Here is a 22,394-nt window from a genome sequence, read left to right as displayed (position 1 = left end):
TCACCACTCCGCGAAGGAGCCGTCGGCGTGCCGCCAGACCGGGTTTCGCCACACGTGGCCCCCGCGGTCGGCAGCGCGTACGGCGGCCTCGTCGATGGTGATGCCGAGGCCCGGGGCGTCGCCGCGGTGCGCGTGCCCGGCCACGAAGCGGAAGGGCTCGGGGTCGACCAGGTAGGACAGGAGATCGGCATCCTTGTTGTAGTGGATGCCCCGGCTCTGTTCCTGGATCAGGAAATTGGGGGTGGCGAAAGCGATTTGGAGGCTGGCCGCCAGGGCGATCGGGCCGAGGGGGCAGTGCGGGGCGAGCTGGGCGCCGTACGTCTCGGCGAGGGAGGCGATGCGGTGCACCTCGGAGATGCCACCGGCGTGCGAGAGGTCGGGCTGGGCGACGGCGACGCCCGCGGCGAGGACGGGCAGGAACTCGTTGCGCCCGTAGAGGCGTTCGCCGGTGGCGAGCGGTACGGAGCTGGAGGTGACCAGGCCGGGCAGCAGATGGCTCTGCTCGGGGACGACGGGTTCCTCCACGAACAGCGGGTGGAGCGGGGCGATTTCACTCAGGACGCGGCGCGAGGTGGCAGCGGTGAAGCGACCGTGGAAGTCGACGGCCACATCGCGGTCCGGGCCGAGGGCCTCGCGGGCGGCGGCCACACGGGCGACGACTGCGGCGGTCTCGGCGGGCGTGGCGATCGGTGAGGTGGCCCCTGCCCCGTTCATCTTCACCGCGGTGAACCCGGCCTCCACCTGGGCCGCTATCTGGTCGGTGAGCTCTGCGGGTTCGTCGCCGCCGACCCAGGCGTAGACCCGGACCCGGTCGCGCACGGGGCCGCCCAGCAGGGCGTGGACGGGGGCGCCGTAGGTCTTGCCGGCGATGTCCCACAGGGCTTGGTCGAGTCCGGCGACGGCGCTGGAGAGCACCGGGCCGCCCCGGTAGAAGCCGCCCTTGGTGAGCACCTGCCAGTGGTCCTGGATCCGCAGCGGGTCCTGGCCGACGAGGTACTCGGCGAGGACGTCGACCGCGGCCCGGACGACCTCGGCGCGGCCCTCCACGACCGGTTCGCCCCAGCCGACGACTCCGTCGTCGGTCTCGATCCGGCAGAACAGCCAGCGCGGCGGGACCAGGAAGGTTTCTATACGGGTGATCTTCACTTGGTGCGGGAGCCTTCCGTCTCTTCGGGGCTGTCGATCCGGTCCAGGTCGCGGCCTGCCTGGTCGAGCAGGGCCCGCATGGCGGTCTCGGCGGCGCGCGGGTCGCGGGCGCGTACAGCGTCCAGGACGGCACGGTGGGCCGGCACGGGGTCCTCGCTGTGCGGGGAACTGTGCACGATCCGGTCGCGGTGCGCGAGGCCGGACTCGATGACCATCTCCATACGTTCGAGAAGTTCGTTGTGGGTGGCGGCGAGCAGAGCACGGTGGAAGGCGAGGTCGGCCTCGACGGCGTGTCCCGGGTCCGCGTCCCGCTCCCCCATCGCATCCACCGCGGCGTCCATGGCGGCGAGGTCGTCGTCGGTGCGCCGTTGCGCGGCCAGGCGCACGGCGGCCGGCTCGATGATGGCGCGGACCTCGGCCAGGTTGCTCAGCAACGCCCGGTCGGTCCCGTTGGCGCTGCCGCCCTCGAACTGCCAGCGCAGTACGTCGGCGTCGAGCAGGTTCCAGTCGGTGCGGGAGCGCACGAAGGTACCGCGCTTCTGGCGGGCGTCGACCATCCCCTTGGCGGCGAGTACCTTCAGCGACTCGCGCAGGGCGGTGAGACTCACGTCCAGCTCGCTCTGCAGCGCCACCAGGTCGAGCGTGGCGCCCTCGGGGATGTCGCCGCCCAGGATGCGGCGCGCGAGGGCTTCCACGGTCTGGCCGTGCACGCCGCGGCGTGCGTAGGGCGTCATGTCGTACAGCCTTTCTGATTCGTCGGGCGGGTGAGGGTCGTCCGGTGCGTGGGCGCTGTCATGCGGAGGCCTTGACGACACTCCAGCCGCCGTCCACGACGAGGCTTGTACCGGTGATGTAGGAGGCCTCTTCGGCGGCGAGGAACGCGATGGCCGCGGCCACCTCCTCGGGGGTGCCGAAGCGGCGTGCCGCGGTCTCGGCGACGCTGCGCTCCCGGTCCTCCTCGGGCACCCTGTCCCAGGCCCCGGTCAGGATCGGGCCCGGTACGACCGCGTTGACGCGTACCTCGGGGCCGTACTCGACGGCGAGCTGCCCACACAGGGAGAGCAGGGCGCCCTTGGCGGCGGCGTAGGCGGGGTGACCGGGGATACCCCTATGGGCGTGGACGGACGAGGTGAGCACCACCGATCCGTGGCACTCCCGCAGATCGGGCAGGACCGCCCGGAAGCCGAGGAAGCTGCCGGTGAGGTTGACGTCGAGCTGCCGCCGCCAGGAAAGCAGGCTCATCTCGTGCGCGGGGGTGACGTCGACGGTGAAGGCGTTGCTGACCAGGACGTCCACCGGCCCGTAGGTGCGTGCGGCGTCGACGAGCCGGGCCCAGTCGTCCTCGGCTGCGACGTCGGCGGCCACGAACGTGGCACGGCCTCCGTCCTTGGTGATCCGCTCGGCCACGGCCCGGCCGCGTTCCTCGGCGATGTCGGCGAGCACGACGGCGGCTCCCTCCTCGGCGAGGCGTGCGGCCGTCGCGGCGCCGATGCCGGAGGCCGCTCCGGTGACCAGGGCCGTGCGGCCGGTGAACCGGGCACCGTGCCGTCGTGTTGGCTGCTCCATAGTGGGGGTCGACTCCTTCGTGTGGCGGGCGGGCCGTGCTGAAATCATGTGGTCTCACCGACGCGTCAGCACGACCAGTTCGGCATCGTGTCCGGCGCTCCAGGCGAACGGAAGCCCGTAGTGCAGCAGATGGGCTCCGCCGTACGTCGTCCCGGTCTCCGCGTCGTCATAGTGCGCCGCCGGGTCAAGGCCCCGCAGGCGGAGCCGGTCGGGGCGGCCGGGCACGAGCGGGGCCCCGTCGAGGCGGCCGGTGCTCAGCGCGGCGACGACCGTGCGGTCGCCCAGGTCGTACTGGACACCGCAGATGGCGTCCTCGGGGCTGCCGAGGAGCCAGGCCTCGCCGTGGTGGACGACGTCGCGCACCTCCTTGTAGCGGGCGATCCACGCGGCGGCCTCGGTCCGCTGTTCCTGATTCCAGGCACGCAGGTCGGCGCCGATGCCGAGGACTCCGCATATGGCGTTGACGAAGCGGAAGGCGAGGCTGCGCGGGCGCGGGTCGAACACGCCGGGGGCGTCGGTGACCCACGAGCTCATGATGTGCGGGGCGTGGGCGTGCAGGAATCCGTGCTGGATGGACAGCCGGTCCAGAGGCGCGGTGTTGTCGCTGGGCCAGACGACGTCGGTACGTGCGACGGTCGCGTGCTCGATGCGTCCGCCGCCGCCCGCGCAGCCCTCGACCGTCACACCGGGATGGACCGAGCGCAGGTGGTCCAGGACGCGCAGGTACCCCGCGACGTGTTCCGCGTCGAGGTCGACGGGGCCCGCGCCGGGGCGGCCGCGTTCGGTGGGCGGCCGGTTCATGTCCCACTTCAGGTAACTGATGTCGTACGTGCCCAGCAGCCGGTCCAGGGTGCCGATCACGAAGTCCTGGACGTCGCGGCGCCCGAGGTCGAGCAGGAGCTGGTTGCGGACGAGCCGGGCGGGACGGCCGTCGATCCGGTAGACCCACTCGGGGTGTTCGGCATACAGCCGGCTGGCCGGGCTGACGGCCTCGGGCTCGACCCACAGGCCGAAGTCGAGGCCGAGGGTGCGGACGTCCTCGACGAAACGGTCGAAGCCCTCGGGGAACGCGGCCGGATCCGGGTACCAGTCGCCCAGTCCGCCGGTGTCGTCGTCGCGGCCGGTGAACCAGCCGTCGTCCACGACGAACAGCTCGGCCCCGATGTCGGCGGCGGCCTTGGCCAGTTCCAACTGGCCGGCCGCGTCGACGTCGAAGCCGGTCGCCTCCCAGGAGTTGTAGAGGACCTGGCGCGGTCGGTCCAGCCGCTCGCCGGTGAGCCTGCGTTCGTAGCGATGCCATACGCGGGCGAGTCCGTCGAGGCCGTCCGGGCTGAAGGCGCAGGCGAGGCGGGGGGTGGTGAGGGTGTCGCCGGGTACCAGCCGTACGGCGCCCTCGTGCGGGACGCGTCCGGCGCGGACGCGCACGGCGCCGCCGGGTTCGGCCTCGGCGGTGATGTGCCAGTTGCCCGGCCATTCGAGGGCGATGCCGTAGGCGGCCTGGGCGTCGCCGTCCTGCACGGCGAGCCAGGGCGCGTACGCGTGCCCGGGTACGGCCTGGACGCTGCCCATGGTGAACGTGCCCCGGGACAGGTCGAGTCGGGTCTTCTGAAACTCCTGGGACCACTGGCCGGTGAGGTAGGTCAGGCGGGCGAAGCCGGTGACGGGGATGTTCACGGCGGCCGAGTCGAGCCGTTCCAGGCGCAGTTCGGCGCTCGTGGTGAACTCGGTCCAGCGCAGGATCACATCGGTTCCGGGCACGGTCTCGTAACAGAGCACGGTCCGAAGACCCGTCTCGGTGTCGTGGAAGGCGAGCCGCAGGGTGCCCTCGCCTTCCTCGGCCCCGGCGAACTGCCACCACACGCCGCGCTCGCCGTCGGCCCGCGCGGCCACCAGGTCGGTGCCGTTGAACGGTCGCAGCCCGTACGGAAGATACTCGGCCGGGGCGGCGTCGGCGGGCGTGATGAAGTGGGTGCGCCGCGACCAGTCCAGTGCGGAGGGTCCGGTCTCGGCGCCGAGCGGACCCCAGGCGTCGAGCTCGGCCCACGGGCCGTCCGGGGACAGGCGCACGGCGTAGCTGGTCTGTTCTGTGCGCAGGGTCCAGCGGGGGTACGAGGTCACTTCACCGCTCCCAGGTTGAGGCCGGCCACGAAGTGCCGCTGGAAGCGCAGGAACACGGCGACGGTGGGCGCGGCGGCGATCACGGATCCGGCTGCGATCACGTTCCACATCGACACGTACTGTCCCTGGAGTCCGATGAGCGCGGCGGTGATCGGCATCTTGGCGTCGCTGCGCAGCACGGTGATAGCCCACAGCAGGTCGTTGAAGATCCAGGTGAAGGACAGGGCGCTGAGGGCAGCCAGGGCCGGCCGGGCCAGCGGAAGGATGATCCGCCAGAAGATTTGCCAGGGGCCGGCACCGTCCACGACCGCCGCCTGCTGGATCTCCGTCGGAATCGCGCGCATGAAGCCGTGCAGCACGAAGACGTAGAAGCCGACTCCGAAGCCGATCTGCACGCCGATGAGGGCGGGCAGGGTGTCGTAGACGCCCATCAGTTCGCTGAGCTTGGACACCGGTATGAGCAGGATCTGCGGAGGGAGCAGGTTGCCGCCGAGCATGAGCAGCAGCAGCGAGCGCCGGAAGCGGAGTTCGTACCGACTGAGGGCGAACGCGGCCATGGCGGCGAGGGCGAGCGTGATCGCGACGGACGGCACGGTGACGAGCAGGCTGTTGATCAGCGCGCGCTGCTGGCCGCCGTCGACCCAGGCCTGGCCGAAATTGCCCAGGGTGAAGGATTGCGGCCAACTGCCCAGGCCGTGGGCGGCGATGTCGTCGAAGGAGCGAAGGCTGGTCACGAGGACCAGCGCGATGGGCAGCAGCCACAGGACGGCGAGGGCGCCGGCGCCCAGATGGAATCCGGCGGTCACGGCCCGCTTGCGCCGCGGTGCCGTCGGCGTGGCAGAGGTGACGGCCATCAGTCGGCCTCCCGGAAAGCGCGGACCAGGTAGGAGGCGATGACGCCGAAGGCCAGCACGAAGATGACGACGGCCAGGGCGGAGCCGTAGCCGAGACGCAGAGACTGAAAGGCGGTGGAGTACATGTACGTGCTCAGCAGCTCGGAGGAGTGGTAGGGGCCGCCGCGGGTCAGCGACCACACGACGTCGAAGGAGCGCAGCGAGTCGATGACGATGACGGACAGGACGACCGCGTTCACGCTGCGCAGCTGGGGCACGGTGATGTGGCGGAAACGTTGCCAGATGTTCGCGCCGTCCATCTTGGCGGCCTCGTACAGCGCCGGGTCGACGCCCTTGAGGCCGGCCAGGTACAGCACCATGACATAGCCGATCTGGCGCCACAGCGCGGGCACGATCACCGCGTACAGGGCGGTGTCCTGGTCGGCGAGCCAGGCGTGCCGGAGGCTGCCGAGGCCGACGGACTGCAGGAGTTGGTTGAGAACGCCCTCGGGCTGGTAGATGGCCTGCCAGACGAGGGCGGTGGCGACCAGGGAGAACACGACGGGCAGGAACAGGGCGGCCCGGTAGAAGCCGACGCCGCGCCGCTCCTGCTGGAGCAGCAGCGCTGCACCGAGGCCCAGCAGGGCGGACAGTCCGCCGAAGAGCACGAGCCACAGCACCGTGTGACCGGTCGCGCTCAGGAAGACGTCGTCGTGGGCCATCTCCCGGAAGTTGCCCAGACCCACGAAGCTCGGTGGTGAGACGCCGTCCCAGCTGGTGAGGGCCAGGTAGAAGCCCTGGAGGGCGGGCCAGAACACCCACACCGCCTCGGCGAGCAGCGGAACCAGGACGAAGGCCAGCACGAGCGGGGGTGTGCGGCGCGGGCCCCCCGCCCGCCTGCCGCGAGGCAGGGAGCGGGCCGGGGACTTGCGTGCGGGGGCGGTCAGGACGGCCACGTCAGGCCTGCCAGATCTTCTGGGCCTCACGCTGCCAGTCGGTGAGGATGCCCCCGACCGACTTGGGCTTGGCCATGAACTTGGTCAGGGCGGTGTCCGCGGTGGGCTGAAGAGCGTCGCTCGAGTCGCGGTTGAAGAACTGGGTGATCTCGGCGGCCTCCGCGACGTGCTTGCGCCCCTTCTTCACCAGCGCAGTGCCGGCGTCCTTGGCGTCCGGGTGGCACGGCAGGGTGGTTCCGGAGGACCCCTTGATGTAGATCTCCTGAGCCTCGGCGGTGGCGAGATAGCTCAGCAGGTCCGCGACCTGCTCGCGGCGGCCGGTGCGGGCGCTGGCGAAGTATCCGTCGGTGGGCGCCTCTTCGGCGAGCGGGACCTTCGGGTCGATGACGGGGAAGCGGAAGAAGTCGATGTCGTCGAGCGCGCCCTTGGGGGCCGCGTCGGCGAAGAAGGTGCCGATCAGCATCATGCCGGTGCGGCCGTTGAGCAGGGCGGTGGTCGCGTCCTGGAAGGGGATGGCGGTGCCGTTCGGGTCGAAGTACGGCAGCAGCTCCTGCCAGCGGTCGAAGACCTTGCGCACCTCGGGGTCGTCGAACCGGTGCCTGCCGGCGAGGAGTTCACGATGATACTGGCCGCCGTTGATGCGGATGTCGAGGTAGTCGAACCAGGCGGAGGCGACCCAGGCGGTGTTGCCGCCTGCGCCCAGCCCGATCGGGGCGACGCCCTTGCTCTTGAGCTTGTCGCACAGGTCGAGGAAGTCGTCCCAGGTCTTGGGCTCGCTCACCCCCCACTTGGCGAAGTTGGACTTGCGGTAGAACATGCCCCACCAGTAGTAGGTGGTGGGGACGAAGACCTTCTTGCCCGAGGTGGCCGTGCAGAGGCTGTTCAGGGCCTTGGAGTAGCGCTTGAGGTCGGGTGAGGAGGCCCAGACGCCATCGAGGTCGAGCAGCAGGTTCTTCTTGGCGTAGGCGTCCGCGACCGAACCGGGGTACCAGGTGTACACGTCCGGCGGGTTGGCCGAGGTGAGGTAGGTCGGCAGCTGAGTTCGGAAGGTCTCCGCGGCGACCGTGTTGAGGGTCGCCTTTCCGGAGCCCTTCTTGGCGTAGGCGGCAGCGATGTCCTCCATCGCGGCCTTGGCCTGCGGGGCGGAGAGGTTGGACTGGAGCGTCACCGCGCCCTTCGAGGAGCTGGTGCTTGTGGAGGTGGAGGTGACGCAGCCGCTGAGCAGTGCCGTCGTGCCGACGGCACCGAGTCCGGCGAGGAACCGGCGTCGGTTCGGTTGAAGGTTCGTCATGGAGACTCCCTGTGGTGCTCCCACCACATCGAGATTGCTTACTGGTTTGTGTGAACTTGCCGGGGCCTAGTCGAGCCGGACCTGGTGGACGGCCCCGTCGACTCCGCGGAAGACCGCGTCGACGGACCCGTCCCTGCCGCCGACCGCGCCCAGCGCCCCGTCGAAGGCGGCGCTCGGGAACTCCTGCTGCTTCGTCCAGCCCTGCCAGGCATCGCCTTCGTAGCGCTGCCGCCAGAGCGTGTAGTCCGCGGCACGCGCGTACAGCACCACGGCGTCGCCGGCGGCCACCAACGTGGGGCTGCCGCTGACGGTCCCGCCGAGGGAGGACCACGCCGACCACTGTCCATCGGTGTCCCGGGTCCGTGTCCAGACGTCGTCCGCGGCGGTGCGCACCGCGATATGGACCCGCCCCTGCGGGTCGGTCACCGCGGACGGCCGCCCGTGCACGGGCCGGTCTCCGGGCGCGCCGAGCGATGACCAGCCGGTGGCCGGACCGCGCTGCACGATCTTCCCGTCGGCATCGCGCGCGAACAGCGTCCAGTGCTCGGGGTCGGTGAACGCCGCGGAGGGCGCCTCGGTCAGCCGGCCGACCAGGCTCTGCCACGGGCCCCAGTGGCCGTCGGCGTAGACCCGCCGGTAGGCCCGGGAGTCGGCGCCGCGCACGAACACGTCGATCCGCCCGCCGGCGGAGCCGTACACCGCGGGCTGGCCGAGGATCCCGCCGTGCGCGGGGCCGCCGAGGTCACGACGCCTGCCGTCGCCCAGTTGGACGAGGGAGCCGTGCGGGCCGCGGAAGAAGGTGCTCGTCGTGTCGCCGGCGCGGGCCACGGCCGGGCTCGCGGTGGCCCGCTCGCCGAGGCTGGCGCCGGGCAGCGCGTCGACGCCGGTGAGCCTGAGGAACGCGGTGCCGTGCGCGGGGACCTCAACGGTGTATGACCCCGTGTGGGTGCCGCGGTCGGCGCGTGCCCGCAGGTCGCGGACCTGAACGGGTCCGCCGAGCCCGGTGTCGGAGAATTTCACGGTGCGCTCGGCCGACCGGTCGGAGCGGTTGAGCAGGACAACGGCGCGCTGCCCGTGCCCCTGCAGGACCTTGCTGTACACGTCGCCGGTCGAGTCCGTGGCCACCCGCACGCCCTGGATCGCCAGCGGGTCCTGGTCGACGCCGATGATCTCCGGGTTGCGGAGCGCGTCGATCATCGAGCCGGACAGGGTGCGCGGGTCGGAGCCGATGACGAGCGGCGAGGCCATCTCGGCCCACATCACGAGCTGGGTGGTGGACTCCTCCTGCGTCAGCTCGTACGACCCGTCGCTGATGCGGCGCATCGGGATCAGGTAGTCCGGGTCGTTGTAGTGGCCGGGGCTCTGCGCCTCGGGGTGCCAGGCGTTGGCGTCCATGTTGCGCAGCACGTTGGGCCACTGGCCGGGGCTCGGTGTGCCCCAGGCGATGTCCGTGCCGGTGCGCCAGGAGTCCGCGATCGCCGGGGCGTAGACATAGGTGTTGTGGGCGTCCTGCTCGGGCGTGTGGGGCAGGCCCCAGTCCTCGGTGAGCGGGTTGCACAGGTTCAGCAGCATCTTGCGGCCGGACTTGGCGACCGCGTCGCTGAACTCCTTGAACGCCGGGCCCGGATCAAGCTTGGCACCGATTCCGCACAGGAAGTCGACCTTGATCGCGTCGATCTTCCAGTCTGCGAACTGCCGTGCGTCCTGGTCGTAGTGGCCGCGGCTGCCCAGGCCGCAGCTCTTGCCGCCGTCGTAGGCGCCGGCGTCGGTGTAGATGCCCGCGCGCAGACCGCGCCGGTGCAGGTAGGAGACGAGCGCCGGGATGCCGGAGGGGAAGCGGTCCGGGTTGGCCACCAACCGGGCTTGTGCGTCCCGGGGGTTGTCGGCCTGCCAGCCGCCGTCGAGCCACACGATGTCGTAGCCGCTGTCGCGCAACCCGCTGGCGACCAGCTTGTCCGCCACGGCTCGCACTGCCTCCTCGGTGGGCGCGCCGAGGCCGTAGTACGTGTTCCACCCCATGTAGGGCGTGGGGGCGAGGCCGCTGTCGTAGGAGACGGGTGCGGCGGGCGCGCCCACGTCCTGGACGGTGGCCCCGGCCACGGCTGTGGGGGCGGCACAGACGGCAAGGACGGTGGCGACGGCGGACGTCATGGCCCGTCGGCCGAGTCTGTGGCCTGCGGTGTTCCGGATGTGCGGGTGTGAGGTCACGTGCCTCTCCGGGTGGGTGGGCGGCAGGAGGGGTGTGAGGCGGGCCGCTCTACGGAGGGGCCGACGGCGTCACAGCGAAGACTGTGGCGCGCAGCCGAAGGGCTGTCAATATTAATTCCTAATTTATTTAAACTGCGTGCGTGGTCCGGCCAGGAGCCTTGACGGCCCCCTACGACGGGTGCGATCTTCAGCGACGTCGTCGATGCCGCTCTGCAGCGGAGTCCCCCGACTGTTCAGTCCCCTCTCGCATCATGGAGACCCTCCCGATGCAGCCTGCCTCTCGGTGAGGGCGGCCCCGTGGTTGTGTTCGTAGTCGATCGGGCTGGTGAAACCGCAGACGCGGTGTAGTCGTCGCGTGTTGCAGAAGTCGGGATCCGGGTCGCGATCTTGATGCGTGCCTCGGTGCGGGTGGAGAAGGCGTGCCGATGGACGTACGCCCGCTGCCGATGAGCGATCGGGACAAGGCCATCGAGATCCTCGCCCTGCGTCACCAGAACACGGCGCTGAAGCGCCAACTCGGCAAAGAATGAAGTGCCGTTCAGCCCACATGATCCGACCTTGCTGGCGGCGCTGCTGCACCGCCTTCCGCAAGATGTGCTGCGCAGGCTCCGGCTGCCGGTCCGGCGGGACACGGTGCTGCGCCGGCACTGCGAGCTGATCGCACGCCGCTACGCTCCCGCGTCGCGACCGAAACCCCAGGCCGGCCCACGCACCGTGCACTCCACCCGCGCTCTGGTCCTGCGCCCGGCCCGGGAGAATCCCAACTGGGGCTACCGACGCCTCCACGGCGAACTCCTGGTCCTCGGCGTGAAAGTGGCCGCCTTGACCGTCCGGGAGATCCTGCGGGAGGCCGCGAGAGTCGTAAGCCTTCTACCCCGCGAGGTCCTCGACCTGATGCCGATCTACAACGAAGCCCACGCCCAAGCTGCGCTCACCGACTACATCCGGCACCACAACGGGCACCGCCCCCACCAATCTCGAGCGCAGCTACCCCCGGCCGGCGACGAACCGCCCAACGCGGCCACCCCACCGACCCCCAGGCACATCTGATCCGGCAACGACCCGTCCTCGGCGGCCTGCTCAACGAGTACCTCCGCGCCAACTGACCCGACCCCATCACCACAGCTCACAGCACCAATTCGTGTTCTCGAGCGGCACACCACCAAGCGGTTCGCCCTGGCCCACCACCTCAGCGAACTGGGCCAGGTCCCCGTACGGGCCCGTTACCGAACGAGCGACATTTCGTGACAGAAGGGTGTTTATCCAGCAGGATCAGGCTGGTACACCCGTTCTGGCCTTCCCTGCGACGCCAGGAAGGCATGCGAACCCTCACCGAGCAGCGCTCACCCCTCCGGCAGACACGTCGAACCCGAAGCCCCGCTCCAGCGAGAAAGTCGGTAGTGACCATGACTGAGCAATCCACTGTCCGCAGCGTGACCTACGATCTGCTGCGGAAGCTCAAACTCACCACGGTCTTCGGTAACCCCGGCTCCACCGAACAGCCCTTCCTTCAGGACTTCCCCGAGGACTTCAACTACGTCCTGGCACTCCAAGAGGCGTCCGTCATCGCAATGGCCGACGCCTTCGCCCAGGTGACCGGCCGCCCCGCACTGGTCAACCTGCACTCCTCGGCCGGCATGGGTAACTCGGTGGGCAACCTGGTTGCGGCCTACCACGGGAACACACCCCTGATCATCACCTCCGGCCAGCAGCACCGGGAACTGGTGATCGGGGAGCCGTATCTCGGCAACCGCGAGGCCACCACACTCCCGAAGCCGTGGGTGAAGTGGTCCTACGAGCCGGCCCGCGCCGAAGACGTCCCCGAGGCATTCATGCGGGCCTATGCGGAGGCGTTGCAGCCACCGACGGGACCCGTATACCTGTCCATTCCCATGGACGACTGGAAGCGACCCCTGTCCGGTTTCACCCGGGTTCGCACGGTGAGCGACCGCGTCGCTCCCGACACGGACCGGCTGCGCCTCTTCGCCGACCGCATCTCCGCCAGCCGTCGCCCCGCACTCGTCTTCGGTCCGGAGGTCGACCGGGCCGGCGGCTGGGACGCGGCCGTCGCCCTGGCGGAGAAGCTGCGCGCGGCCGTCTACGGCGCCCCACTGCTGGACCGCGCCTCCTTCCCCGAGGACCATCCCCTCTTCGGCGGCCCGCTGGGCATGTCGGTAAAAACCATCAGCGACCGGCTGACCGGGCACGACCTGGTGATCGTGATCGGCGCAGAGGTGTTCCGCTACTACCCCTACGTGCCCGGCGACTACCTCCCGGCAGGCACCGACCTGCTGCAGATCACCGCCGATCCCGGGGTCGCCGCGGCGGCGCGGGTCGGCGACAGCCTCCTGGGCGATCCCAAGACGGCGATCGAACTGCTCCTGGACATGGTTGCGGAGGGGTCGACACGCACCGCTCCGGAACCCATGCCCCGCCGGTGTGAGCTGCCGCAGGCGCCGAACAACCCCCTCACTCCGCCGGAAGTGTATGCCGCTCTGAGCAGAGTCCGGCCGTCGGATGCGGTCATCGTGAACGAATCGACCTCCACGATGGCGCAGCAGATCGAGTGGCTCCCCACCACTCGGACCGGATCGTTCTTCGCCACGGCCAGCGGCGGCATCGGCTGGGGCACCCCGGCCGCCGTGGGCGTCGCGCTCGGCGACCGGGCGCTGGGTGTCGAACGGCCCGTGATCGGCCTGATCGGCGACGGCTCCTTCCAGTACTCCGTGCAGGCCATCTACACGGCGGCCCGGCACAACCTCCCCATCGTCTACGTGGTCATGCGCAACCACGAGTACTCCATCCTGAAGTCCTTCGCGGTACTGGAGGAGACCCCGGGCGTGCCGGGGCTTGACCTGCCGGGGCTCGACATCGCCTCGGTGGCCCGCGGCTTCGGATGCCGTGCGGTCGACGTGGAGACCACCGCGGACCTGGAGCGGGAGTTCAAGGTGGCCCTGTCCACCGGCACCACCACCGTCATCGTCGTCCCCACGCAACCCCAGAAGGCGATGTTGTAGGCCACGCGGCTCCCACCCATCGCAGAAGGACGAGCGGAGAGAAAAGCATTCATGGACTTTGGACTCAAGGACCGGGTGTACATCGTCACCGGTGGCACCCGCGGGCTGGGCAAGGCCGCCGCGCGCGAGCTGGTGGCGGACGGCGCGAGGGTGGTCGTCAGCGGTCGCAGCGAGAAGTCGGTGGCCGCCGCCCAGGCCGAGCTCGGCGGCCCGGGACAGGCGGTCGGCGTCGTGGCCGACAATGCCGCCCCCGGGACCCCGGACCGGCTGATCGCCGCAGCTCGGGATGCCTTCAAGAGGCTGGACGGGGTGCTCATCAGCGTCGGCGGGCCACCCGCAGGTACGTCGGACACCATCGTCGACGACCAGTGGCGCGCCGCGTTCGAGTCGGTCTTCCTCGGTGCGGTGCGGCTCTCGCGCGCCGTCGCGGCGGAGCTGGGCGAGGGAGGTGCCATCGGCTTCGTCCTCTCGAGCTCCGTGTACGAGCCGATCCCTGGCCTCGCGATCTCCAACGCGCTTCGGCCGGGCCTGGCCGGTTACGCGAAGAACCTCGCGAACGAGCTGGGACCGAAGGGTATCCGCGTCGTCGGTCTCGTACCCGCCCACATCGAAACCGACCGGGTACGCGAACTCGACGCGCGGCACGGTGACGCCGACGCGGCCCGCGAGCGTGCGACCGCCGGCGTCCCGCTGCGCCGCTACGGAACCCCGGACGAGTTCGGCCGCAGCGCCGCCTTCCTGCTGTCGCCGGCCGCTTCGTATCTCACGGGCGTGATGCTGTCGATCGACGGCGGCGTACGCAAAGGCTTCTAGCGGGCTTGGCGGTCAAGGGCGCGTAGCGAGCGCGTTCATGCCTGGGCGGTCCCGGGGGCGCCGAGCCCGTTTGGCAGCCGGTGCTCGCCTGTACCAGTCCGGCACGCGTCTGCGCAAGCCACCCATGGGTCGGACGGCCCCACGAGGGAAGCAACGGCGTCGCGGACTGCGGCGCCGTAGTCCTGAACGGAGTCGGCGGTACGGATCACGTCAAAGACGGGGAAGGGGGCGCGCGTACCCCGCACGAACTCGATCACGGAACGCTGGCTGCGCACCCTCCGCACCGCGATCGAGCGACACGACACGGGCCACGGAGCTGGCCCTCGGCATCATCGCCCGCATGGAATCCCTACAGAGCCCACGGAGTGAGATCCCGGCGGTGAAGAGGAAATGTGCGATCGACCGCAATCGGTCGATGCGCATCGACCGCCGCGTCGCGGGCGGACAAGATGCCATGCCGGGCGTCGGGCCCCGCCCTGGCTCAGGCGGAGCGGGAGGGATCGCGCGACTCGGACGGCCCTCACCCCGGAGTCAGCCGGGCCGCGGCTACCGTCGTCCTATGGAGCGAGAGCGAACCGGCGCGATCCGCGCAGTCCTCATCGACATCGACGGCGTGCTCACGGTGTCCTGGGAGCCTCTCCCCGGTGCCGTCGAGGCCATGGAGCGGCTGCGCGCCGCGGGGCTCCCGCTCGCGCTGGTCACCAACACGACCTCGCGTACACGCGCCTCCATCTGCTCACGCCTTGCGGATGCGGGTTTCCCCGTCGCGGTCGACGACATTCTCACCGCCCCGGCCGTCACCGCCGCCCACCTTCGGGAGCACCACCCGGGCGCCCGTTGCCTGCTGCTCAACGCCGGTGACATCCAGGAAGATCTGGCGGGCGTGACCCTTGTCGAGCCCGAGGCACACGCGGACGTGGACGTCGTCGTGGTCGGTGGCGCAGGGGACGAGTTCGGCTACGCGGCCCTCAACCGCGTCTTCCACCACCTGCAGCGCGGAGCGCACCTCGTGGCCATGCACCGGAACCTCTACTGGCGCACGGCCGACGGGCTCGACCTCGACACGGGCGCCTTCCTTCTCGGGCTCGAGCGGGCCGCCCGGGTCGAGGCGAGCATCACCGGCAAACCGTCCGAGGCCTTCTTCGCCGCCGCGCTCGCCCACCTGGGCGCCGATGCGTCCGCGACTCTCATGGTGGGCGACGACATCGAGTCCGACGTGCTCGCCGCCCAGCGCAGCGGCATCACCGGCGTCCTCGTCAGGACCGGCAAGTACCTTCCGGAGACACACCGTTCAGCCGAGGGCACACCGGACCACGTGCTCGACTCCTTCGCCGCGCTCCCCGACTTCCTCGAACGGCCGGCCTCGGACTCCCGCTGAGCGCCTTGGCCTACTTGTTGCGCTTCCAGAGGGTCAGCGTGGTGACGTAGTCAGGCATGTCGCTGGACAAACCCTGCTTGGTGTCGGGCAGGACGTCGGTGATACGCAGCATCGCCAGGTTGTCGTCGCTGGTGACGGTGCACAACACCATGCCCTTGGTCAGGGTCTTCCCCGCGTCCAGGTCGTCGGCGGAAATCGCGGCCGGGAGCGTGTCGGTGTCCACGCCGCTGCTGCAGGCCTCCGGCGTGGTGCCGGCGCTCCTGCCCATGGGGGTGAGGAAGCGCAGATCGGAGTCGCCCCAGTCCTGGTAGGTGAGTTCCATGCCGTCGTCCTGGCCGAACTCCCCGTTCCCGCGTCCTACGCATCATCATGACGACGCGCTGTCCGGTCCGACTGATCCTCCCCATACGTCGCGTCACCTCGGTCGCATTCTGTTCCAACGGGGACGTGTGCTTCTGACACTGTCTGTCTACGGCGCCTGTCCGGCCTCCCCTTCTGAGGCACGGACAGCCAGATGTGGCGGGTGTCGCCTCGTGTGGCATCTGATGCCTCACTGGGCACAGGTGTCCCGTCCTAAGTCGTACGTGTGTGGGGGCGCCATGGACCGCAGGCTCGCAGTATGAGGGGTTCTGGCAGGGGGGGTCGCGAGGATCGGCGGCGGGCAGTTCCGGTGTCCGCACTGCGGGCTGCCACAGGATCGGGTGGCCACGCTCGAGCAGGACTGGGTGCTCCTGGAGCCCGGGATGCGGGTGCCGGCACACCTGGTGCCGCCGGAGCGTCGGTGGATCGAGCTGTCCGACGGCCGGGTGGCGATGTACGGCGTGTGTCCCGTGGACGGCACGCAGCGGTGCCGGATCGAGCATCGGCTGGCCTGCGCCGGGCAGAGACTGCCCGATCTGTGGCCGTGGCTGACGACACTGCGGGATGAGAACAAGCGGATGGCTCGGCGCCAGGAACCGGCGCCGGCTCCCGGAGACGACCAACTGCCCGACGTGGGGTGACTTTCCTGGCAGTCGGGACCGACCCGCCCAGGTCTGAGCGAAGAGGCGGTCCACGGGGTGGTGGCCCCGCGGATCGCCCCCGTCGGCGAAGTCGCGTCAGTGGTGCGGGCCGCGACGCCCGAGCGTCTCCACGGGGGTCGCGTCGGGACGGGTCCACTGCGGCGCGGGGCGGCTGGTCGGGCCCCAGGTGGCGTTCCCGTCCGCGTCCGAGCGCCAGTACCAGCAGATCGGCGCGCCGTGCCCACCCACCGGCGCGCCGGCCTCAGCGGCCTCGGGCCAGCCCTCGGGATTGTCCTCCCACCCCTCGCGGCGGCCGTAGGGCGTCATGTCGAGCAGGCCGAGGGACCCGTTGATCCGCTCGTTGCCACGGCCCGTCGTGGAGTAGGTGAGGAACACGCGGTCGCCCTCGCGCAGGAAGCAGGCGACGTAACCCATGTCTCCGCCGGCAGGCCCCTCCACGTGACGCACCGAGTACCAGGGCTGGGTGTAGCCCATGAACTCGACGAAGGAGGCCACCTCGTCCCACGGGCCCGTCGTCACGATGGCGAACGAGACGCCGCGGGCGTTGAGGTAGACGGCGTCCTTCATGGACCAGGCCGTGGTGGTGCAGCCCTCGCACTGCCCCTGGGGCGGTGCGCCGTCGTACCACATGTGCTTGTAGACCACGAGCTCGTCGCGGCCCTGGAACAGGTCCAGGAACGGGACCGGACCGTCGGGTCCGACGACCTCGACCTTGCCGTCGAACTCCACCATCGGCAGCCGGCGGCGGGCCGCGGCGATGGCGTCGCCCTCGCGGGTGTGGGCCTTCTCGCGGACCAGCAGCTCGTCACGGGCGGCCTGCCAGGTGGCCAGGTCGACGATGGGCGGGCGGCCGGGCAGCTCGGCGGCCGGGTGGCTCGGCGTGGTCGTCATGGTGTCCTCCGTGGTCTCACTTGCCGGGCGGCGACGTACGGCGTTCTACGACGGTCACCACAACAGACTCTCGACCCGGCCGGAACTCATCGCGGCAGGGGCGCCCCGGTCGAGCCTGCCCGGACCACGCAGGGCCGGCAAGCTCACCCACGCGCCCCAGAACGCGTCGCGTCCGGTCCGCCAAAGTGTCGCTGCCACCACGTCCCGCGAGGCATCGACGTGCGGAACGCCTTTCATCTGCTGCCCGAAGCGCACTCCGCGCTCGACTCCCTAACTGGTCCCGGCGCGGAGATGGTGAACCACGGCGCGCGGCGCGAAGTCCGGCAAGCGGCCGACGATCGCCGACATCGCGACGGCTGCCGGCGTGAGCCGCCCTCTTCCGCTCGGTCACCTGCCGCGGCAGCGTCCTCGGAAGTCCGGATCCGGCTGAGACTCCGATCACTTTAGTGGCGCCCACTGGACGACATACCGACTAGTCAGGATGATGAGTCCGTCCAGTTCAGACGTCCCGTAGGAGCAAAGATGAGTGCCGGCCACCCTCCAGGTCTCGATCTCGACCAGTTGCGCGGCCACCTCGACCGGGAGCGCCCGGGGCTCGTGGCCGGTCCGCTGTCCGGGCGGGTCGTCGAGGGCGGCCGGTCGAACCTGACGTACATCGTCGGCGACGGCTCGTCGACGTGGGTGGTCCGGCGTCCGCCGCTGGGCCATGTGCTCGCCACCGCGCACGACATGAAGCGCGAGTACCGGGTGATCAGCGCCCTGAACCCGACGTCCGTGCCGGTGCCCGAGGCGCTGCTCATGTGCGAGGACGACAGCGTGCTCGGGGCGCCGTTCTACGTGATGGAGTACGTGGCGGGCACGCCGTACCGCACGGCCGACCAGCTCGCGCAGCTGGGCCCGGAGCGCACCCGCGCCGCCGTACTGGGCCTCGTGGACACCCTTGTCGACCTGCACGCCGTGGACCCCGCCGAGGTGGGCCTCGCGGACTTCGGACGGCCCGAGGGGTTCCTCGACCGGCAGCTGCGGCGCTGGGGCAAGCAGCTCGACGCGTCCAGGAACCGCGAGCTGGCGGGCGTCGACGAGCTGCACGCGGCGCTCGGCCGCTCGCTGCCGACCTCGCCGGCCCCCACGGTCGTGCACGGCGACTACCGCCTCGACAACGTCCTGATCAACGAGGACGCCGACGGCGTCGACCGGATCAAGGCCGTCCTCGACTGGGAGATGTCCACGCTCGGTGACCCGCTCACCGACCTGGGCCTGCTGGTGATGTACAGCGCGAAGCTGGAGGTGCCGGACTCCCCCGTCTCCACGACGGCCGCGGCCGCTGGGCACCCCGACCCCGCCGAGATCATCGAGCGGTACGCCGCGCGCTCGGGGCGCGACGTGTCCGCCGTCTCCTGGTACACGGCCTTCGCGTGGTTCAAGCTCGCCGTGATCCTCGAAGGCATCCACTACCGCTACACCCTCGGCCAGACCGTCGGCGCCGGCTTCGACCGTATCGGTGAGCTTGTGCCCGTCTTCATCGATCACGGCCTGACGACCCTTCAGAAAGGCTGACCCGCAATGGACTTCGCATTCGACGCGCGCACCGAGGAACTGCGGGCGAAGATCCTCGCCTTCATGGACGAGCACGTGTACCCGGCCGAGGCCGTCGCGGACGAGCAGCGCGCGCAGCTCGCCTCCCCGTGGGACACCCCGCCCGTCGTCGAGGAGCTGAAGGCCGAGGCCAGGCGGCAGGGCCTGTGGAACCTGTTCCTGCCCGACGCGCAGTACGGCGCCGGGCTGACCAACCTCCAGTACGCGCCGCTGGCCGAGATCACCGGCCGCAGCCCGCAGTTGGCGCCCACGGCCCTCAACTGCGCGGCCCCCGACACCGGCAACATGGAGGTCCTGACCCAGTTCGGCGACGAGCGGCAGAAGAAGCAGTGGCTGGAGCCCCTGCTCGCCGGTGAGATCCGCTCCGCGTTCGCCATGACCGAGCCGGAGGTGGCCTCCTCCGACGCCACGAACATCACCACGCTCATCGAGCGCGACGGCGACGAGTACGTCATCACCGGCCGCAAGTGGTACATCTCCGGGGCGATGAACCCGGACTGCAAGATCTTCATCGTGATGGGCAAGACGGACCCCGACGGCTCCGACATCCGCCGCCAGCAGTCCATGGTGCTCGTCCCCCGCGACACCCCCGGCCTCGAGATCCGGCGCGCCATGCAGGTGTACGGGTACGAGGACCACTACCACGGCGGTCACGCCGAGGTCGTCTTCGACCGTGTCCGCGTCCCGGCGAGCAACTTGATCGGCGAGGAGGGCGGCGGCTTCGCCATCGCCCAGGCGCGGCTCGGCCCGGGCCGCATCCACCACTGCATGCGGCTGATCGGCATGGCCGAGCGGGCCATCGAGCTGATGTGCAAGCGGGCCGTGGCGCGTACCGCGTTCGGCAAGCCGCTGGCCCAGCAGGGTGTCGTGCAGGAATGGATCGCGGACGCGCGGGTCGCGGTGGAGCAGCTGCGCCTGCTCGTCCTCAAGACGGCCTGGCTGATGGACACCGTCGGCAACAAGGGCGCCCACACGGAGATCCAGTCCATCAAGATCGCCACCCCGCGCACGGTCGTCGACATCATCGACCGGGCCGTGCAGCTGCACGGAGCGGGCGGCGTCAGTCAGGACTTCCCGCTGGCCGAGCTCTGGGCGGCCGCGCGCACCCTGCGCCTCGCGGACGGCCCCGACGAGGTCCACCAGCGCTCGCTGGCACGGCGCGAGCTGAAGAAGTACCTCTAACACGTGGATCCGGCCCACCGGAGCCGGAATGGCGATGTGGCCCCTGCCCGGTCGGGCGGGGGCCGCGTCTGTCGAAGTGCCCTTACCGTCGCCAATTTCGGACCTGGTGTATCGAGCGACGAGTGATATCGGCAGACTTCATGCATTGCACTCCACCATCACGAGGAATTCACATGATCACGCTCACCAAGGAAGACGGACCGGCCGACCTCGACGGTGTGACCCACCTGTCGATCGGAGTGTCCTGGGACCCCACCGCCGGCAGCAGCGGCGGGCTGATGGGCAAGCTCCGCCGGAACGTCGGCACGGACCTCGACCTCATCGCCATCGCGCTGCAGGGCGCCGACCCGGTACGGCTGGCAGGCCTCGACTCCCTGGACCCGCTGGGCAACGGCTCCTTGGTGCACAGCGGCGACAACCAGACGGGGCGCGGTGACGGGGACGACGAGACCGTGACCGTCGAGTTCGGCCGCATCCCCACGAACATCACGTCGATCGTGTTCGTGGCCGCCGCGTACAAGAAGTCCAGCTCCTTCCAGAAGGCGCGGAACATCAGCTTCAAGGTGTACGACGCGACCGGTGGCACCTCTCAGCAGGTCGCCGACATCTGGCCGAGCCTGCTCACCAACGACAACGGCTGCCGTGTCGCCAAGGCGATCCGGGTCGACGGCAGTTGGAAGCTCGAGGTCCTGAACGAGACCGGGAAGATCAAGCAAGGTGACGAGCGGGCGCTGATGCGTTTCGCCGTGAGCAACCGGTAGGGATCGACAGGTGGGAAGGCCGGGCTCGTCGTGTACGGGCCCGGCTCCGCTTCTCAGGTCCCGGTGGGGGACCGCCTGCGCCGGGGAGAGACCGCTTGTCAGGTCCCGGTGAGGAACCGCTCAGCGATGTGGCGCCCCGCGCGCCGACGCCGGAGGGGCGCTGCCTGCCGTCAGGTGCGTGGTGAACCACTGCCTCGCGAGGTCGGCGACCCGGTCGAGCGTTCCGGGTTCCTCGAAGAGATGCGTGGCTCCTGGCACGATCTCCAGCCTGTTCTCGCAACGGAGTTGGGCCTGGGCGGCACGGTTGAGGCCGAGCACCGTCGCGTCGGCCCCGCCGACGATGAGCAGGGTCGGCGCTCGTACGTCGTCGAGGCGCGGCCCGGCGAGGTCGGGCCGTCCGCCGCGGGACACCACGGCGCCGATGTCCGGGTCGTCGGCGGCCGCCCGGAGCGCCGCCGCGGCCCCGGTACTGGCACCGAAGTATCCGATCGGCGCCGACTCGCGCTCGCGCAGCCAGCGGGTGGCTCCCGCCAGCCTGCCGGCGAGCGTGCCGATGTCGAAGACGTTGCCCCTGTCGGCTTCCTCGGCGGGCGTGAGCAGGTCGAACAGCAGCGTGCCGAGGCCCGCTTCCTGCAACACCTCCGCCACCGCCCGATTACGCGGACTGTGCCGGCTGCTGCCGGAGCCGTGGGCGAACATCACCAGGCCCGCGGCCCCTTCCGGCCGCGCGAGGTCTCCGGCGAGCCGGACTCCGGCGGCGTCCACCTCGACGTCGGTCGTGACCGGTGCGGGCCGGACGCGTGCGGGATCCGCCACGGCCCGCGCCAGACAAGCGGCCACTTCCTCGTCGGTGGTCTGCGAGAAGTCGCGGTACCACTCGCCGACAGAACCGAACAGGGGCGGTACGGAGAGGCACACCACGTCGTCGGCCACCGCGCTCAGTCGGCGCACCGCGTCGGGCGGTGCCACCGGCACGGCGAGGACCACGCGGGCGGCGCCCTGCGCCCGGACGACCTGGCATGCGGCCGCCGCCGTGGCGCCGGTCGCGATCCCGTCGTCCACCACGATCACCGTACGGGCCTCACCGATCACCGTGGGAGCCTCACCCCTCACCACCGATCCGTCCTCGCCGGCCGGCGCCGGCCGACCGCCGCGGTAGCGTCGTGCCCGCCGCTCCAGCTCCTGTCGCTCCGCGCGCTCGACGGCCGCTATGCGGTCGGGGTCGATCCCGCAGTGGCGCACGACATCGTCGTTGAGGACCCGTACGCCGCCCTCGCCGATCGCACCGAAGGCCAGTTCCGGCTGGTACGGGACGCCGAGTTTGCGGACCACGATCACATCGAGCGGGGCGCCCAGCGCACGCGCCACCTCGAAGGCGACCGGAACCCCGCCACGGGGCAGCCCGAGGACCACCGGCCCCTCATCACGCAGATGTTGCACCGCTGCGGCAAGTAGCCGCCCGGCATCAGTACGATCCGTGAACCGCACAGCGCTCGCCCCTCTCGGAGCCCCTCGCAGGTGACGGCAGGCCTGCGTCTGCCCTTACCTCCGGGCTAACCCCGTTCGCGGCACCGCGCAACTCGGGACGCGAGCCGCTCTCCGGCGCGACAATGGTG

19 protein-coding genes are annotated in these 22,394 nt (G+C 70.5%); 8 read left to right on the top strand and 11 right to left on the bottom strand.

The annotated features are described in order from the left end of the window. The 8 genes from dgoD to OHO83_RS42180 form a co-directional block, all read right to left on the bottom strand. Nucleotides 1-1,146, bottom strand: coding sequence for a galactonate dehydratase (dgoD, locus tag OHO83_RS42215; protein ID WP_266680442.1), 1,146 nt, complete (start codon nt 1,144-1,146; stop codon nt 1-3). Beyond that, a complete protein-coding gene (locus OHO83_RS42210) occupies nt 1,143-1,880 on the bottom strand; it encodes a FadR/GntR family transcriptional regulator (protein ID WP_266680440.1) in 738 nt (245 codons plus the stop codon). Before OHO83_RS42210 ends, dgoD begins: the two co-directional genes overlap by 4 nt. A gap of 58 nt (nt 1,881-1,938) precedes the next feature. Beyond that, on the bottom strand, nt 1,939-2,712 hold the full coding sequence (locus OHO83_RS42205) for an SDR family NAD(P)-dependent oxidoreductase (protein WP_266680438.1): 774 nt from the start codon (nt 2,710-2,712) through the stop codon (nt 1,939-1,941). Between the two features lie 54 nt (nt 2,713-2,766). Continuing rightward, a complete protein-coding gene (locus OHO83_RS42200) occupies nt 2,767-4,830 on the bottom strand; it encodes an alpha-galactosidase (RefSeq protein WP_266680436.1) in 2,064 nt (687 codons plus the stop codon). Next, complete coding sequence (locus OHO83_RS42195) at nt 4,827-5,684, bottom strand: carbohydrate ABC transporter permease (RefSeq protein ID WP_266680434.1); 858 nt, start codon at nt 5,682-5,684, stop codon at nt 4,827-4,829. The genes OHO83_RS42200 and OHO83_RS42195 overlap by 4 nt, the downstream gene beginning before the upstream one ends. Beyond that, nucleotides 5,684-6,619, bottom strand: coding sequence for a carbohydrate ABC transporter permease (locus OHO83_RS42190; protein WP_266680432.1), 936 nt, complete (start codon nt 6,617-6,619; stop codon nt 5,684-5,686). Before OHO83_RS42190 ends, OHO83_RS42195 begins: the two co-directional genes overlap by 1 nt. A gap of 1 nt (nt 6,620) precedes the next feature. Beyond that, complete coding sequence (locus tag OHO83_RS42185; RefSeq protein WP_266680430.1) at nt 6,621-7,910, bottom strand: ABC transporter substrate-binding protein; 1,290 nt, start codon at nt 7,908-7,910, stop codon at nt 6,621-6,623. Nucleotides 7,911-7,976: 66 nt separating this feature from the next. Next, on the bottom strand, nt 7,977-10,061 hold the full coding sequence (locus OHO83_RS42180; protein WP_266680428.1) for a glycoside hydrolase family 27 protein: 2,085 nt from the start codon (nt 10,059-10,061) through the stop codon (nt 7,977-7,979). Between the two features lie 615 nt (nt 10,062-10,676). On the opposite strand from OHO83_RS42180, the gene OHO83_RS42175 reads away from it, so the two are divergent. From OHO83_RS42175 to OHO83_RS42160, 4 genes are all read left to right on the top strand, one after another. After that, on the top strand, nt 10,677-11,168 hold the full coding sequence (locus OHO83_RS42175) for a hypothetical protein (protein ID WP_266680426.1): 492 nt from the start codon (nt 10,677-10,679) through the stop codon (nt 11,166-11,168). 383 nt (nt 11,169-11,551) lie between these two features. Next, nucleotides 11,552-13,135, top strand: coding sequence for a benzoylformate decarboxylase (gene mdlC / locus OHO83_RS42170; protein ID WP_266680424.1), 1,584 nt, complete (start codon nt 11,552-11,554; stop codon nt 13,133-13,135). 51 nt (nt 13,136-13,186) lie between these two features. Beyond that, on the top strand, nt 13,187-13,948 hold the full coding sequence (locus OHO83_RS42165) for an SDR family oxidoreductase (RefSeq protein WP_266680422.1): 762 nt from the start codon (nt 13,187-13,189) through the stop codon (nt 13,946-13,948). A 37-nt stretch (nt 13,949-13,985) separates the two neighbouring features. Beyond that, nucleotides 13,986-15,326 carry an HAD-IIA family hydrolase gene (locus tag OHO83_RS42160; RefSeq protein ID WP_323187141.1) on the top strand — a complete coding sequence of 447 codons (1,341 nt, stop codon included), beginning with the start codon at nt 13,986-13,988 and terminating at the stop codon, nt 15,324-15,326. 10 nt (nt 15,327-15,336) lie between these two features. On the opposite strand, the gene OHO83_RS42155 is transcribed toward OHO83_RS42160, so the two are convergent. Beyond that, entirely contained in the window at nt 15,337-15,648 is a 312-nt protein-coding gene (locus tag OHO83_RS42155) for a hypothetical protein (RefSeq protein WP_266680418.1), read from the bottom strand. 307 nt (nt 15,649-15,955) lie between these two features. Between OHO83_RS42155 and OHO83_RS42150 the strand changes: the two genes are divergently transcribed. Then, nucleotides 15,956-16,327, top strand: a complete 372-nt coding sequence (locus OHO83_RS42150) for a DUF6083 domain-containing protein (RefSeq protein WP_266681760.1) — start codon at nt 15,956-15,958, stop codon at nt 16,325-16,327. A 96-nt stretch (nt 16,328-16,423) separates the two neighbouring features. Here OHO83_RS42150 and OHO83_RS42145 read toward each other — a convergent pair whose 3' ends face one another. Next, nucleotides 16,424-17,239, bottom strand: coding sequence for a DUF899 domain-containing protein (locus tag OHO83_RS42145; RefSeq protein WP_266680416.1), 816 nt, complete (start codon nt 17,237-17,239; stop codon nt 16,424-16,426). A gap of 522 nt (nt 17,240-17,761) precedes the next feature. On the opposite strand from OHO83_RS42145, the gene OHO83_RS42140 reads away from it, so the two are divergent. From OHO83_RS42140 to OHO83_RS42130, 3 genes are all read left to right on the top strand, one after another. Next, nucleotides 17,762-18,796 (top strand): phosphotransferase family protein, encoded by a 1,035-nt coding sequence (locus OHO83_RS42140; RefSeq protein ID WP_266680414.1) that lies wholly within the window; start codon nt 17,762-17,764, stop codon nt 18,794-18,796. Nucleotides 18,797-18,802: 6 nt separating this feature from the next. Next, a complete protein-coding gene (locus OHO83_RS42135; RefSeq protein ID WP_266680412.1) occupies nt 18,803-20,017 on the top strand; it encodes an acyl-CoA dehydrogenase family protein in 1,215 nt (404 codons plus the stop codon). A gap of 173 nt (nt 20,018-20,190) precedes the next feature. Continuing rightward, on the top strand, nt 20,191-20,778 hold the full coding sequence (locus OHO83_RS42130; RefSeq protein ID WP_116501250.1) for a TerD family protein: 588 nt from the start codon (nt 20,191-20,193) through the stop codon (nt 20,776-20,778). A gap of 120 nt (nt 20,779-20,898) precedes the next feature. Here the strand turns inward: OHO83_RS42130 and OHO83_RS42125 are convergent, their stop codons facing one another. Next, the gene (locus OHO83_RS42125) at nt 20,899-22,266 is read right to left on the bottom strand and encodes a phosphoribosyltransferase family protein (protein ID WP_266680410.1); all 1,368 of its coding nucleotides are present in this window, start codon (nt 22,264-22,266) and stop codon (nt 20,899-20,901) included. Between the last annotated feature and the right edge of the window lie 128 nt (nt 22,267-22,394).

The organism is Streptomyces sp. NBC_00569 (genome assembly GCF_036345255.1).
GTDB lineage: Bacteria > Actinomycetota > Actinomycetes > Streptomycetales > Streptomycetaceae > Streptomyces.
Note: the sequence above shows the minus strand (reverse complement) of the source record. Positions and strands in the feature narration are given on the sequence as shown.

What these genes read in the sequence shown, in the direction of transcription:
- OHO83_RS42155 (WP_266680418.1), bottom strand. Translation starts at nt 15,648, where the DNA reads ATGGAACTCACCTACCAGGACTGGGGCGACTCCGATCTGCGCTTCCTC.
- OHO83_RS42210 (WP_266680440.1), bottom strand. Translation starts at nt 1,880, where the DNA reads ATGACGCCCTACGCACGCCGCGGCGTGCACGGCCAGACCGTGGAAGCC.
- OHO83_RS42205 (WP_266680438.1), bottom strand. Translation starts at nt 2,712, where the DNA reads ATGGAGCAGCCAACACGACGGCACGGTGCCCGGTTCACCGGCCGCACG.
- OHO83_RS42145 (WP_266680416.1), bottom strand. Translation starts at nt 17,239, where the DNA reads ATGACGACCACGCCGAGCCACCCGGCCGCCGAGCTGCCCGGCCGCCCG.
- OHO83_RS42180 (WP_266680428.1), bottom strand. Translation starts at nt 10,061, where the DNA reads ATGACGTCCGCCGTCGCCACCGTCCTTGCCGTCTGTGCCGCCCCCACA.
- OHO83_RS42160 (WP_323187141.1), top strand. Translation starts at nt 13,986, where the DNA reads ATGCCTGGGCGGTCCCGGGGGCGCCGAGCCCGTTTGGCAGCCGGTGCT.
- OHO83_RS42195 (WP_266680434.1), bottom strand. Translation starts at nt 5,684, where the DNA reads ATGGCCGTCACCTCTGCCACGCCGACGGCACCGCGGCGCAAGCGGGCC.
- OHO83_RS42140 (WP_266680414.1), top strand. Translation starts at nt 17,762, where the DNA reads ATGAGTGCCGGCCACCCTCCAGGTCTCGATCTCGACCAGTTGCGCGGC.
- OHO83_RS42185 (WP_266680430.1), bottom strand. Translation starts at nt 7,910, where the DNA reads ATGACGAACCTTCAACCGAACCGACGCCGGTTCCTCGCCGGACTCGGT.
- OHO83_RS42135 (WP_266680412.1), top strand. Translation starts at nt 18,803, where the DNA reads ATGGACTTCGCATTCGACGCGCGCACCGAGGAACTGCGGGCGAAGATC.
- OHO83_RS42130 (WP_116501250.1), top strand. Translation starts at nt 20,191, where the DNA reads ATGATCACGCTCACCAAGGAAGACGGACCGGCCGACCTCGACGGTGTG.
- OHO83_RS42165 (WP_266680422.1), top strand. Translation starts at nt 13,187, where the DNA reads ATGGACTTTGGACTCAAGGACCGGGTGTACATCGTCACCGGTGGCACC.